This is a genomic window from Photobacterium angustum (assembly GCF_003026365.1).
In the GTDB taxonomy this organism is placed as follows: Bacteria; Pseudomonadota; Gammaproteobacteria; order Enterobacterales; family Vibrionaceae; genus Photobacterium; species Photobacterium angustum.
This window is the reverse complement of the sequence record NZ_PYOM01000010.1, coordinates 154,746-169,352: the sequence shown is the minus strand read 5'-3', so window position 1 is coordinate 169,352 and position 14,607 is coordinate 154,746. Positions and strand designations below refer to the sequence as shown.

9 protein-coding genes are annotated in these 14,607 nt (G+C 41.1%); 5 read left to right on the top strand and 4 right to left on the bottom strand.

Annotation, left to right across the window (positions count from 1 at the left end):
* Positions 1-204: 204 nt before the first annotated feature.
* The 3 genes from CTN01_RS12350 to CTN01_RS12340 form a co-directional block, all read right to left on the bottom strand.
* Positions 205-4,104: an esterase/lipase family protein gene (locus CTN01_RS12350; RefSeq protein ID WP_045149341.1), complete on the bottom strand. Its 3,900-nt coding sequence runs from the start codon at positions 4,102-4,104 to the stop codon at positions 205-207.
* A gap of 646 nt (positions 4,105-4,750) precedes the next feature.
* On the bottom strand, positions 4,751-5,308 hold the full coding sequence (locus CTN01_RS12345) for a hypothetical protein (RefSeq protein ID WP_146150427.1): 558 nt from the start codon (positions 5,306-5,308) through the stop codon (positions 4,751-4,753).
* Between the two features lie 93 nt (positions 5,309-5,401).
* On the bottom strand, positions 5,402-5,605 hold the full coding sequence (locus tag CTN01_RS12340; protein ID WP_045149343.1) for a hypothetical protein: 204 nt from the start codon (positions 5,603-5,605) through the stop codon (positions 5,402-5,404).
* Positions 5,606-6,452: 847 nt separating this feature from the next.
* Here CTN01_RS12340 and CTN01_RS12335 point away from each other — a divergent pair.
* The 5 genes from CTN01_RS12335 to CTN01_RS12315 are packed head-to-tail and all read left to right on the top strand — an operon-like array spanning position 6,453 to position 13,392.
* Positions 6,453-7,289 carry a TnsA endonuclease N-terminal domain-containing protein gene (locus CTN01_RS12335; protein ID WP_045149344.1) on the top strand — a complete coding sequence of 279 codons (837 nt, stop codon included), beginning with the start codon at positions 6,453-6,455 and terminating at the stop codon, positions 7,287-7,289.
* Complete coding sequence (locus tag CTN01_RS12330; protein ID WP_045149345.1) at positions 7,286-9,493, top strand: DDE-type integrase/transposase/recombinase; 2,208 nt, start codon at positions 7,286-7,288, stop codon at positions 9,491-9,493. The genes CTN01_RS12335 and CTN01_RS12330 overlap by 4 nt, the downstream gene beginning before the upstream one ends.
* Before the next feature lie 9 nt (positions 9,494-9,502).
* Positions 9,503-10,936: an ATP-binding protein gene (locus CTN01_RS12325; RefSeq protein ID WP_045149347.1), complete on the top strand. Its 1,434-nt coding sequence runs from the start codon at positions 9,503-9,505 to the stop codon at positions 10,934-10,936.
* Positions 10,929-11,885 (top strand): TniQ family protein, encoded by a 957-nt coding sequence (locus tag CTN01_RS12320; RefSeq protein WP_045149348.1) that lies wholly within the window; start codon positions 10,929-10,931, stop codon positions 11,883-11,885. The genes CTN01_RS12325 and CTN01_RS12320 overlap by 8 nt, the downstream gene beginning before the upstream one ends.
* A gap of 28 nt (positions 11,886-11,913) precedes the next feature.
* On the top strand, positions 11,914-13,392 hold the full coding sequence (locus tag CTN01_RS12315) for a TnsD family Tn7-like transposition protein (RefSeq protein ID WP_045149349.1): 1,479 nt from the start codon (positions 11,914-11,916) through the stop codon (positions 13,390-13,392).
* Positions 13,393-14,071: 679 nt separating this feature from the next.
* Here the strand turns inward: CTN01_RS12315 and CTN01_RS12310 are convergent.
* The gene (locus tag CTN01_RS12310; protein ID WP_045149350.1) at positions 14,072-14,359 is read right to left on the bottom strand and encodes a YciI family protein; all 288 of its coding nucleotides are present in this window, start codon (positions 14,357-14,359) and stop codon (positions 14,072-14,074) included.
* Positions 14,360-14,607: the final 248 nt, after the last annotated feature.

Here is a 14,607-nt window from a genome sequence, read left to right as displayed (position 1 = left end):
AATCCAAATTCACGTTAATGCGATATGAATGAGTATTTGCTCTGAATGATAATGGGGCAAATTTGAGCTAGCTATGGAAGCTAGCTCGATATTGGAGAGATACGTTTTAAAACTGATACTCTAAAGAGCTTCTGTCAGATTAGGAAAAGTATGTTGAGATCTTAGAGGCTTGTTATATGTCGCCTATAAGTTGCTTTTCTCATATTAATAAAGCCCAAACCCATGTTCTTTATCTCGCTTCAACTCTTCTATTATTTGCCGGTTTATATATGCAATATGATCTTTAACCCAGTGCCTTACATTAAAATTATCATGTTCAATCAGTGGGCTTAGTGCTGCTTTCTCTGATTCTAAGTAGGGCACTAGAGAGCCTGACCAACCACGGGTTCCCATATTGGCGCTCAGTTCATTCGCTACTCGTTGATCATTTCCAAAGTTCTCAAGCAAGGCGATAAACAAAGCCGAAGGCTGTTGCATGTCATCAACTATTTCGATGACATTTAAGCAACGGGCAACAAAAACTGGGCCAGTATCTGGTTGCTTTAAGCACCATTCCATAACATTCTCAACTGGAATAACAGAAAATACACTTGGCACATTTCCCACCAAACTTGTTTCCCTATCTAAGAGCTGCTGTAACCAATATTTATCCATTCCTTCAGCTTGAACGATAGCCTCACCAAATATCGGCCAAATTACGTCACCATAGTCACTCATTAAACTCAGCATTAAAGGTTTGGTGTAAGACCAAATATCACTATGATTTAAGCCGAATTTACTGGCTGCAATTAATTGATTAGTTAGTGCAATCGCAAGCTCTTCATCTCGCTCTTTTAATAACTTTTCAGCCATATCATGCCAATGATGTGTATCTTTTGTGCTGTTCTCTTTCCCCTTATGTAAAGGTACAGCTGTGACTAAATACTTAAGCGGATCTCTTAGCTCTTTGATACTATCCTTATTGCTAAAACAATACATATAAATCACATTGAGCGCAGACCAGCTTGCCTGTTCGCCCAGAGCAGCCAAATGCAAGCAAAATACAGCCACCACATCCGGCTCAATGCTGTCAGTGACACTGCCATAACTCAGTGCATTCGCACTATTTGGCGATAGCACACCTCGCTGAATGAGATCCAACAGATTATCCAAATGTGTCTTGCTGATATCACCAGTCCGTATAAAATCTGGATAAAGATGAACCAATTTCTCATCTACTATTAAACGGTCAATATTCTCTTGCCAAAGCTCTTGCGACTGCTCAAACAAACCTCGATATAAACCTAAAACTAAACTAGGGTTAGGCTTTTCAATAGCGGATAAGCACTCTAGAGCAAAACCAAGTATCGGCATAACATCAGTTAAGTCATGAGCCAGTTGGCGGCCAAAAGCATAGGACTGCTTTTGCTCTCCCTGTAACAATAAGCTGAGGTGAGGGAGTAGTTCTTCAATATCATGGGAAAGTTCTGTCGCAAGTGCTTTTGCATTCTCTGCTGCCACATCGACGTAGTGACCATCTTCACCTTTATGATGCTCCCAGGGAGGATTGGTTACCAAAATCTTTAACTTCTCGGGTATTTCTGCTTTATCGGGGCTTAGTAACTTTAACCAGCTATTCAGTGCATCAGTCGCTTCTTGCTTGATATCTTCTGAATCATACTCAAAAGTGCTTTTGATGCTGTCTAGAGCTTCTGGCCAATAGCAGCCATTGATAGATACAACCGTCCTAATCGCCGAATCCAACATTTCAATCCGGCCACGAGCAACAAAGCCTCGAATTGAATGGCCTATATCTGACAGGACCTTTTCTCTTTGTGCATCGCCTCGTTTAAAAAGAACCAGCATTAAATCAATAGCTTGTTGCCAGAAATCAAAAATATCTTGCCATAGCGCGGGCTGCCACTCTTCAAGTGGTGCTTTAGTCCCCTGATATTCTGCCCCAATAGTTCGTGTGCCTCCATAAGTACTGATTGCTTCACCTAAAGCCTCAAGAACCACAATATCTATATGAGTTTGATTCACTGCAATAGCTCGCCTTAAAATATCAAAGCGAATATTAGGCCGCGCTTGCGTTCCAGATAGATGTACTCGAAACAACTGAGAAAACATACCTGTTGCATTGTTGCTCCAACTTTCATTTTCAGCAGATGCCAGCAATAACATACACCATGCTGATTTTTCAAATACGTCCGCATGAAAGCATAGCTTTTCCAATGCCCATACTAGGTTTCTTCGCGTATCACCATCTATAGCTTGAAGTTGTTCAAGACTGTACTCAGACAAAACTCGGTATAAAGCATCACTAGTTGACTCGGGGTTCACCTCTACAAATGCGCGGAAGAGTTTCGAACCCCTTTCTGTAAGCAGTTCCTCCGCTTGGACAAAAGGGCTTTGCCCCCCAAATAATCGTCCTGAAAATCTTTGAACACTTTGCTGTTCATCAAGATACGAAGCCTGAATACAAAAACTCTGCATTAAAGAATCTGGAAGGGAATCAATTAGCTGCTTTTGACGATCGTATGACGCCTCCTCCCACCATTCTGACGCCAGTGTCAGTGCCAGTGGCTTAGGTACCAGTCTCGCGTACCGGCCCGCACGATTTATGATTTGCCGACTGGTGAATGTTCTTAATACTCTGTCAAACGTTTTTAAGTCGGACCCTGCAACATCTTCTGCAATATATTTAGCCTCTTCGCCAGCTGTCCCTTCAGCCGTACCAAAGACATCGAACAGGGAACAAGCAGATAACATTCCCTTCTCAACATCTGTTATACCGCCATCACCATCGATTAGTTTTCTTACGACAGAACTACTTTCTATCGAACCAAGCAACCTACCCTCTTTCTGATACTGTACTGCGATTAGAGTAGCCATAAGAGGATAGCCTTGAGCAAACCGAGCTACACGATCAACGTCACTCGAATCCATTCCAACTAATATTGGGGACAGGACCTGCTTTATGGCCTCATCTGACAATGGAGAAAGTTGAATATGAATAGATTCATCAACTTGTTCATCTGAATAGCCAACTGTAACAAGTTTTAATAGGCAATCTGTTTTATTGACCTCCTTGACCAAATGGTTGTGCAAGTCAATATTACAATTTTCAATTACTACTAGGCCATGAACACGGTCTTCAACCATTGCCCGAATACTTTCTTTAATGATTTTTTCGTAACCAGGTGCATTAAAAATAAGGACACATGAATCATCAATAGAAGTAGATACATCAATAGCTTCTAATAATAAGCGTGTCTTACCTAACCCAGATGCTCCTGTTAGCCTAATCACAGCTCTTTCTAAATTCAAAGCAGCAACACACGACTCAAAATCTTTTGTTCGATTTTCATCAGTCGCATAATGGTAACTATGATTTCTTTCTACACTTTTCCAGTCTTCGAGATCTCGTGAGGCAGTATTTTTATATCTATTTACGGTATGTTCTTCCAAAATAAATTTTTTAAAAACAATATATGAAGATGATTCCATACTTTCCGGTTTAACAATTGAGCTGTGATTAACATCGTTAATTGTTTCAACCTGATGATGCCTGAAGATACTCTTGGAACTAGAAGAAGATACAATATCATCATTTGCAGCGATAATGCTCATAATCTCCAGAGCATTGTCCAGCTCACTATCTATCCACTGATCATTTAAATCATCGAGTTCGCTGGAGTCACGACACAGACTTTGAAGATGCCTATTTCTGAATGAAATATACTTGCCAACATTTGCGAACCCTGACCCATCATGTGGGACGTCAAAAAAGCATACTTTTCTGATTTTATGGTTTATTTTTTTATCCTTCATGCGAAGGAGAAGTTTTTTCACCACTAGGCCACCCAAACTATGGCCAGCAAGAATAATTTCATCGTTGTCCAAGTCGCACCGAGCTTTTATATCGGTGAGTAGGCCATTTGCTATATTCAAAATACTGGGGGCACGCTGTAAAAATTGTTTAATTATATGGGGCGACTGATAGCCATATGAAACAATGTTATAATCAAGGTCTGCATCCTGCTCAAGAAACTCTGGAAATTTTCCCCATGTTCCGTCAGAGGAACCGCCCAGACCGTGGACGAGTATTATTTTTTTTCCCATTTTAAAACTCTAATTTAGTGAATTCGAAGGAAACGATAGAACAAAATAACTCTTCGTTTTCCAATACACAGACTTGACTGCCACCGTCGATATCCATGGTGCTAAAGGCATATAACAGTGTATTTTCAGCAGGTATTGCCTTTATAATATTTTTAGAAAACACAGACACCATATCAACAACATACTGCTCTATAGGTCTTATCCTTCCACTAATAAATTGCAAAACATGTCTGTTTAATTATAAGTAATCAACTAGACTCATAATCTGCTATTAGTATTTTTAGGTCAAGGGGTTACATGAGAAAGTAGTAAGGTATTGATGTTTGAGAATACTGAGTAGCAAGCGCCATACTTTCTGTGTGGACACCCGGTTCGTGAGCACATAGCAATCATGAACTTATCTGAGCGCTACTGTATAAGTTTGGTCTCATACCCCTGTTGACCATTAGAAAATATGAAAAGCATCCAATTAGCTTTATTTGGGTAAACTACGAATAATTGAAACAGAGAATTCATCCGACGAAACTAGCAAATAGGCTTATATAAGCTAGCCAAGATAGCTAGCTCATTTGTTGGACATAAACGAAGATCTAAATCGTTTAGAACAGATTAGAAATAATATGAATAGGAGTCTAATACCCAGCACTCATGAGTAAGGGGTCTCGAAACTGCTATTTTTTCTAAACCAACAATCTAGATTATCGCAACGATATTCTCCGTCTTTTTCTGTGGCATGTAATAGAGTTAACGGTCGAAAATTGGAGTTACTGTCTAGGTTTAGATTTACGAAATCATACATGTGCCAAAGAATTTCTGATTGCTCAATTTCTTCTTTATCACCGCCAACAATTACTACACACCATTCATCAACGATATATTCTAATTCTTTGAACCTGTTCTCTATATTGTCGATAACCGACTGGTTCAACAAACCTTTCTTGATTAAGTTTTGCATCCAAAAGTAGTTTTCATTATCTTGAAAATACTGTGTTTCGGTCAGAAATGTATATAACTGAAGTTGCCCCAAAACAGCCCATTTATTGAACTCAGAGCTTCCCCACTTTTTAACCTCTATTATACTTATACTGCCCTCTGGAGATATTCTGAGGATATCAGGTCTAGCTAACTTGTCATTAATGGCATCTGTCCCGTAAGGTGTATACGCTTCTTCGATGTATGTATCTTCGGACCATGCAGATCTCATCCAGTTACATATTATCTCTCGCCATTTTGTCTCATGCATATAATTGTGCGTTCTAATATTTCATTGTATTTGTAATTACAGCCTCAATTAACCTCAACTCGCTATTGTGAATAAAGTCAATCCTGATAACCCAATAGCAATGTTTCCTTCTAACTCACCAAGAAACTTACATGGTATATCTGTACTGTACACTTCATTAATATCAATTCTATAAATAGGAGAACCATTACCATTTAAGACAAACTCACCATCAAAAGAACCAATAACAGAACCGTTTACATCTAATACTTGCTTCACTAACCTCTCCGATAAACATAATTATTTTAAGGTAAAGCCTAAAAAACTAGACAATTATACTTTAACTGCATTTATAATGTCATGTTCTTAGTGATATTTATTTAATAAGGCAAGTTAGGAAAACTAAGGTTAAAGATATAACTAATTTAAAAATACATTAATACGATATGAATGAGTATTTGATCTAACACAAAATGGGGCATAAACGAGCCAGAACAGAACGCCCTGACACATGATAGCTAGCTCGTTGTGAGCAAAATACACTCTTCAAAATTAAATCAGGAACGACATAGCAGCTTAACTCACCGTCGATTATTGATGGTGCATATCACTCTAACTGCTGCACCATGTTTTGCTCAAAACCATCAATAAATTCAATTTTTAAGGCCGTTAATTCTTAAACATTACGTTCCCTTCTGAACTTCACAGAAAAGATCACCAATGCACAGTAAACGTAGAGCATATAAATTGAAATAGAGGAATTTATTCAAAGCATTTTAAAGTCATGTGGTAACGCCACTGGTCACTTCCTTCGCATCATCTTAAGATGAAATTATTCTTGTATGAGTTACATAAATGCACTATTTCTATGACATTTTTTGATGTTTATTTCTATTATCACACCCCAATCAATAGCCTTTGCCTATCAACAATAATATATCAATAATTAGCACCTACTAATAATCCTAATATAATTCCATGATTTACATAGCTCGGAGAAATTCAGGAATATCAAATTATTAGCATTTTAATATATTATTGCAATAATATCATACGCTTACAAGGTTTTCGCTTTGTTGTAAATTAGACTATTGTGAAATCATAAAATGATCATCAAAGAGTCTTTATGCTAACAAAAATTGTTCAACAGCCTTTCATGCCCAATGAAATCATCCGGTCTCTTAATTTATGGAAACGAGAGATAGCAAAGTCACATCAGTACCTACCATTCGTCACTGTTCGTCAGGTCAACAAAGTAGGTCGCCGTCATTGGATTTATTGCCCACGCCAAGGAAGAGATGTACACCTCCTTTCCGACGGTGAACTTAGCGCATACAAAATTTTATTGTGGCAACCTGAGACCATCAGCGTCGAAGAACAGTATGCGTTGGATATTGATGAAACCTTGGATATCGCAGTCTCAAGCAACATTATCCACCCCCGCGATTGGAAAACGAATTTTGCTCACATTATGACCACGGATTTTGTGCGAACAAAACGAACAGAATCAGGAGCTAAGCAGCGAGTCGCTTACACCTTTAAGTATTGGAACCAGCTTTACGAACACTGTGCTGATGGGAGCATTAAGCAAATAAATCCGCGTACCTGGCAGAAATTCGCGATTGAGCGGGAGTATTGGCGTCGTCGAGGAGTAGCCTATCGCGTCATCACAGAGCGAGACACAACTAAAACACGAGTTTGGAATATTAACTATTTCGAGCTAGCGTATGATTTGGTTACTAATAAAAATGAGCTTGTTGAATTTGGCGAGGCATTTATTGAGTCCTGGTCTTTAAGCCCTCGAGCAGAACTTCAAAACCATTTGAGTAATATATCAAAACAACTAGGAACCACCTATCGGCGCAGCCAGTCGCTGTTTCAATACAGCGGGCTTCATCACTTGCTTCCTATCGACACCACAAACTATATCCGTCTCTTTCGTCCGGTGGGGCTCAATTTATGATTTACGCTGGACTTCAAATTTTATCAGAGGATGGCGAAACCAATTTATTAGTCTGCCATGTCCTGTTTCATCATCAACTAGCAGCTGTTGCTGATATGAAATTAGCGATGACCAGCGCCAATATATCTAAGCCGAAAATATGGGAATTCAAGCAGCTAATCAAACTCATCCATAAGACCGGTATACAATCTCATCACTTTAAAAATCCAGCTGAAATGACTTTCAGTGATGAAGAGCTTAAGAGACAAAAGCGACATACTTGGTTAATTAAACGCGATGCTAAATACGACCGTATTAAGTCGGTTATTTGTGAGCAGCACATCAGTCAGTACCTCTATGGAAAAGGCCTAGCGGACGAAATCTACCAGCTCAAACAACGCAATTTAGAAAAGGACCCAGAAACTGCCTGGACAACAGTCGGTGCTTACTACAACGCCCTTAATCGCTATATAGTGTTTGGTTGCACACCCAATGCGCTACTTCCAGTAAGGCTCAAGGCCTGCGGCTCAAATTACCTGCATATCGAAAAACCTGGCGAAAGAAATGTAAAGCGAGGACGCGGAGGCGCAGATAATCGAAAAAGTCGTTCAAAAAGCTGCGGTGTCACTAAGCATCACAAGCAAAATATGAGGAAAGTTATTGCCTTTGTGAAAAAAGCCTTTGATAAATTCACCTTTTCAAAAGCTCGTGAGATTTTCCAACTCAATTTCGAATGTCATGTCGTTGAGCGAGAAACCGAAGGAGTCGTTCAGCGAACTTATTTCCCTTATAAAGAGGAAGATAGCTTATCTGATGAGCAGCTTCGGTATCACTTCAATCAGATCCTAACAAAAGCCGAATACCTCAAGATCAAGTTCGGCAACCTCGTTTATGAGAAAGACTACGCCGACAAGCAAGGCGATGCGCACGACGGAGTCATCGGTGCGACACATCGCTATGAAATCGACGCTACTGTGTTGGATGTCTATGTTCGTTACCCTTATGACACTACTGGACAATACTCTATGGGAAGACCTGTCCTGTATCTGGTTATTGATGTCTTTTCTACCATGATTGTAGGCATGTACCTTGGATTTGATGGGCCAAACTGGCAAGGGTCTGCGCAGGCATTAGTCAATGCCTGTATGGATAAAACCGAGTTCTGTGCGCGGTATGGGGTGCCGCCCGAAAAGGTTAACTGGCCAGCGGCTCATATCCCAGTTCAAGTGACGGTGGATAATGGGCGCGAGCATACTGATGGGGTCATTAGCTCTGTTCTTAAACATGAAATCGGCATTCGAGCCTATAACTTCACAGCAGTCTTTCGAGGTGATGCAAAGGGAATTGTTGAGAGAAAATTCGGGGTTCTAAATGATCAGGTTTTTCACTTTATTGCTGGAGCTATTCCCAAGACTGCCGACAGAGGTGAACAACACCAATCGAACCAATCTGAATATGATTATGATGCACTGGTATATCGGATCATTTTGGAGATCCAATTCCATAATAACTCGGCAGAGCGCATAAAAAAGTTAGATATCAACGCCATCCGAGCGGGTATTGAAATTACGCCACAAGCGCTGTTTTTGCACTCTCTAAGTCAGGAAATGAACGGGGGGCGTCCATCAAATGATGAAGAGCCAGGACGGATCCACTGGGCATTTTTACCGGAGGAAACAGCCACTGTACGCAGTGATGGGATCTACCTTGAGGGCCTAATATATAACAGCGAGTTTGCCAGAAAGGCTGGTTGGTATACCCGAGCACGTCACCATGGTTCGTTTAAAATAGCCGTAAAGCGCCCACGAGATTGGAGTTCTCAGCTCTGGCACAAGACCCCTGATGGTGAGTATGTTTGCCTTTATCTAAAGAACACAAACGCCGAAAGCCCGTTCATTGATATGCATTGGGAGCCTCTGCTGCACTTACTGGAACAGTTTAAAGATAAGAAAAATCAAAATCGCCTAGACCAAAGAAAACTGCTCGCCCTCAAGCAAGGCTTGATTGACCAAATCGAGGCACATAATCAAGCACAAATCGGTGACGCTCCAGAGAACACTCGTGTATCAATTCAACCTGGCATTAAAAGCCGCCAAGCCGTGCAAAAAGCCTTGGAAAAATTACTTAACGCCGTTGAATTTCATGAAGCAATCATGCAGGAATCCATCCCTGAGGCTCCTCGCCGGAATCAGTTTGATGATCTTGACACAGAACTCAATATGTAAGGAGCCAACATGATTGAAATCGAAGCAAATTATCAGCCACACCTAGACGAAAATCTCAATGGTAACCCTCTAACCGAAGCCATTACAGTAGAGCTGGATAAGAAGGCGTTCCTCCGAGAAATTACTTGCACTCCGAAAATTCAGCAAAACTTTTGGTCTCTGCCACCGATTTATCAAATGACTCAGCTTCGCCAGTTAACGGATGTACATCAGCCCCTACCCCAGGCCTGGAACCTTTACAACAAACTGTTAGGATTGATCCTCTACTCATACACTCGACGCAATCCGTTTTCACGCGAGATGATCCTCCAGAAAACGAATATTGCAGAGGAACTCCGCAAAGGTCGATTTACTAAAGGAGTACCAGTTGGGCTGACAACCGCACCATCGGTACTGATTTCAGGCGATTCTGGAACAGGGAAAACCACAACGATTCGCACCTTATTGAGGAAAATCCCTCAAGTCATTCATCACATAAACTACAGAGGGCGACACTTTGCCAATAAGCAACTAACTTGGGTGAGCTTTGACTTACCACCAAATGGTGCGCCAAAAGCTATGGCTGCAAACTTTTTTCGCGCCGTGGATATCGCACTTGGGACTGATTATGCTGCTGAATGGGATGAACGTCAAAAAGACTCCATTGATAAGCATCTGTCTGGTATGCAGCAAGTGGCCGCCGAGCACAATCTTGGGCTTGCGCACGTGGATGAACTCCAGTTCATGCTGGCCTACGCCAAAACCCCCAACTCGCCTTCACTTCAGATCCTCGAAAGCCTATTCAATAAAATCGGTGTTCCAATTGTGCAGAGCAGTACCGCAGAAGGTGTGGCTCTTTTTGATACCTTAGAGACAGGTGATCACCGCATCGGTCCAGATATGACGACCGTACGAAGGATGCTAAACGATAGAGCATTTCAGTTTTCTAACCACGGCGTCAATTCTGAGTATTTTAATACGTTATTCGACACCCTATTCCCTACGGGGCTGATTTACGATGTCAATGGAAGTGATGTTATGGCATTCCGTAATAGGTTTCACCAATTGAGCTGTGGGCTGCCTGCGGTAATGATCCGCTTGGCACTACTTCACCACGAAACCCTTTTAACCTTACTCAGCAAAACAGTGGCTGGAGCGAGTGGATATCAAACCTATGATGTGAACCTACTAAATCGTGTCTATAAAAACCAATTTAATTTGATTGATCCGGCGCTAGCACAATACCGACGAGGGGATAAGTTGGGATATGAAGATTCGATTCGAGCTGAGACCCAAAAAACTGTCTATAGCAACCAGGATATGAAGAAGGAGCAAAAGAAACTCTCTAAAAAGACACCCAACGTAATTAAGACGGAGCATGCTGAACGCTTAATCATGGGTGTCAATGAGCACATGTCGCAGAAAGACTTTCTTCAGGGTTTCGACGAGGGTTTGAATGACTAGGCATTGTTTACCAGCTCCCTTCCCCAATGAGCATCTGCTGAGTGTGCTCGCTCGTTGGTTTGACTTCACTGGTCGCAACGATTTTCTTATGACGGCAAGGGCGTTGTCGGCCAATGTGGGAAATCTTACGCCTGCGGCGATTTGGCGGCCTATCTATCATGATTTGGCCAGTCACTATGCTGCGACGATCAATTGGGAAAAATTGTTACAGCACCATACACTGGTACCCTACTATGCCCCTTTTTTGCAATATTCAGAAATAGCACTGATTAGGAAAAGATGCGAGGAGTTAGGTACTACTAAAGTACAGCCAATGCAACAAAACCGCGTGCGCCATGCTCACCGTTGGCGTTGGTGCTTACACTGCGCCGAATCCGATTTTGAAGAGTTTGGAGTGGCCTACTGGCATACCTTTCACCAGATACCCTCGATGGTTTGCTGTTATCGCCACAATACACCATTACTAACTCATTGTGAAAATTGTGGTTTTTCGTATCAGCACTTTCAGAAACACTGGCTTCCTCCTATTAATGGTCGTTGTCGTACATGCCATAGCGAAGTAATACAGCTAGAACCAAAGCAATCCCCCCTAACCCAATGGTTGGACGGTGTGAGCTTTGGGTTACAAACCCACGGACTTAAGATTAACCGGCAGCATTTACTTAAGCTAATGAGACAACAGATTGGCTTCGAATCGCTCCCCTCAAATTTGCCGGTTGCGACAAGAGCTCAAGTCGCCGCTATTCAACGGGATTTTCAAACATGGCTATCTGATGACGTCTTATCGCAATATTTCATGCTAAGTCGAGAAGATACATTTAAGCAGGGAAATCAAATGCTAAAACTTGTTTCTGTCGCTTTTCGTGACAGACAAGTGCCTCCTATAAATATGCTATTGATGTTGAAGTTTCTGGGACTCGATAGTGATTTGATAAGGCAGATAAATTAACCAAACAGATAATAACAGCGAGGTTGTTATGTTGGTCTTTAGCCCCGAACTTTTTGACGATGAATCCCTATATAGCTGGTTAGCTCGTTGGGGGCTTCGCTCGGGCATGCCGTCAAACCGCGTTGCACTAAAACACCTGATTGGCGATGGTTATAGGCAGTTAACCTCATTATTGCCCAGCTATGCTGAACCTCTCTCCAGACTATCACACCAGCCTGTTGTTGAACTGATTGGAAAACACACAGCAATTGGCTACTTCCGGCTTTTCACTGATATTAGTGTTTTCGAACAAGTTGTGGCAGATATGGTAAGTGGGGATACACACAGTGTTTACGCCCGATTATCAATTGTGGCCAACCGAGTGGTTGAGCCAACAGATATAAGATTCTGCCCCATATGTGCCGCTCGTGATTACAAATACCATGGCGTAACCATATGGCACATGGAACATCAGCTTCCCGGCGTTGTTGCCTGTGCACATCATCGCGTTCTTCTTTGCAGTATGGTCAGAACACGAAGTCGATTGCTGCTCCCGCCACAAACGGACAAGACCACTCATCTATCTATCGCTCCTCTGGCCGCAGTTCGCTTGGCACAACTCAGTACAGAGTTGCTCTACTCAAACATGAAAGCACTTGATAGTGGCAAAGTGGCATACTGTTATCGTGTTCGCCTTGCAGAAAAAGGCTATGCCTCTATTGGGTTAAAGGTACGACAAGATGCCTGGAGAAAAGAACTAGAAAATTATTGGCTACCAGTGCTTAAAGAACCTTCAATAAAGTCCGTGTTTGACCTTGGCAATGGTCTACAATTTCCGTCCTGCATGGTAAGGGGCATCGCAGCTCAGCACCATCCACTGAAACATCTGCTGATGATAGGAGCGCTATTCAATTCGGTGTCTGAATTCGCGAACTATTACCAAACAGCAGACGCGATACATAAAAAGCTTAACGAACTCCACAAAAGAAAACCAAACAAATCAAAAGACTTAGCTGAGTTAGATTATCAGCAACAAGTTCTTTTTCAGCTTCATAATGGAAAAAGCCTTCGCCAAGTCACGCAAACGCTTGGCGGGAGCGTGACAACAGTAAAACGCATTGCTCTAAGGCATGGCATAGAGATCAACCGTCGAGCTCAAAAACTATTTGAAGCACAAAGATGCGCTATCCGGCAACTGTTGGTGATAGGAAAATCCACACAGGACATAGCCAAAGCTATTGGATGCTCCGTAGGTGCGGTAGAACAAGAGTTGGGAGCTTACCCTGAATTGAAAGAATTGCGAAGGAAGATACGATTCTACCGCAAACGTGGTGAACACAGAACTAACCTACTTCAAACAATAGAAGACCTCGAAGTACCAACAAGAAAACAGGTACAAACTGTTGCTCGGGCTAGTTATACATGGTTGTTTAAGCACGATAAGGAATGGTTGTATGAGCATTTGCCGGTTGCCACTAATTCACATGGTAGAAGCCAATTAAAGGTGCCATTAACTCAACGAAAATGACCAACCCACTTAGCCTGAACTGACAATCCGACCAAAGCTTGATAGCAAGTCAGCCACTCTTCGTTATAGGTTGCCCGATTAGGCCAAGTTATTCATCCTAACTTGTTCGATCGAGTATGAGTCAGCATACCTGTATATATATCGCCAATTCAGCAAGTTGCATCTCATGGTGTGCTGCAACCTAATCAAATTTGACACACAATTGATTTGAGACAACATATCTCTGTATCAGTACCACAACCTGAGCAAACTTGTTTTTTAACAATATTTCCTTTCTTCATCTCGCGGTCACATGGATTTGTCACAAACTTCATTAACATAACGACCTTCATAAGCTAATACGTTTTGCTTGATAGTCACAAACTTTATTGCCAAATCATTTATTGTAACCTTATGATTTTGCTTGAACGGTTGTCACAATCTTTATTCACTTATAACACCTATTTGAGATACGAATTACGTCCGTTAGCTTATAGCAAAATCAAAAAGCGAACCCATAAGGTTCGCTTTTTTGTCTATGAGCGAGATAAATATACAGCTTGAAACATTCGTTTGATGGTTAGCGTAATGATAATAATCATAACAATATCGTAGAATCGCTAACTCACATTTGGACATTAACTAGTTTACTGATAAGTCCGTTTAACTCATTTTTCTCAATTTAGGTTTACTTGAAGTATTAATTGATTAAAAAGGCAAGCTCAGGAGCTGTCTTGCTTGGTACAAACTCTGTTAGTTCGTAATTGGCTAGATTATAAATTTTAAAAGGGTCATTGTTTAGTATTGTCTCTAGTTCACTGCGATTTTCAGCTTGTGCAAGAATAATCCCACCAGTGCGGGGAACTTTTCTACCTGAAGCTATGAAAATACCTAACTCGTAGTACTTGTTTAGGTACTCAATATGATCTTCAAGGTACTTATCAACTTCAGACATTTCACTAATATAAGTTAAAGATACAATAAACATTGTTAGTCCTCGTTTAAATTATCGTTGGCCATAGTAAGAAGTTTTCAACTAATATACGCAATTTTTCTTTCACTTAAATGATATTGTTCATGCAAGAATCTCTCTAAATTATCTCCATTAAACTTTTTATCACACTTAGTAACTATGAAAGAATGTCGTTGTACGCCTTTGACAAGCACAAGAAGTATAACGCCATAAGCTATGCCTTTTTTAGACAATTCATAACGTTTATTACTTGATAAACACCC

Bases quoted from the DNA above. Each gene is read 5' to 3' on its own strand.
- CTN01_RS12310 (WP_045149350.1), bottom strand. From the start codon at position 14,359: ATGTTTATTGTATCTTTAACTTATATTAGTGAAATGTCTGAAGTTGAT.
- CTN01_RS12350 (WP_045149341.1), bottom strand. From the start codon at position 4,104: ATGGGAAAAAAAATAATACTCGTCCACGGTCTGGGCGGTTCCTCTGAC.
- CTN01_RS12320 (WP_045149348.1), top strand. From the start codon at position 10,929: ATGACTAGGCATTGTTTACCAGCTCCCTTCCCCAATGAGCATCTGCTG.
- CTN01_RS12325 (WP_045149347.1), top strand. From the start codon at position 9,503: ATGATTGAAATCGAAGCAAATTATCAGCCACACCTAGACGAAAATCTC.
- CTN01_RS12335 (WP_045149344.1), top strand. From the start codon at position 6,453: ATGCTAACAAAAATTGTTCAACAGCCTTTCATGCCCAATGAAATCATC.
- CTN01_RS12315 (WP_045149349.1), top strand. From the start codon at position 11,914: ATGTTGGTCTTTAGCCCCGAACTTTTTGACGATGAATCCCTATATAGC.
- CTN01_RS12330 (WP_045149345.1), top strand. From the start codon at position 7,286: ATGATTTACGCTGGACTTCAAATTTTATCAGAGGATGGCGAAACCAAT.
- CTN01_RS12345 (WP_146150427.1), bottom strand. From the start codon at position 5,308: ATGAGATCTGCATGGTCCGAAGATACATACATCGAAGAAGCGTATACA.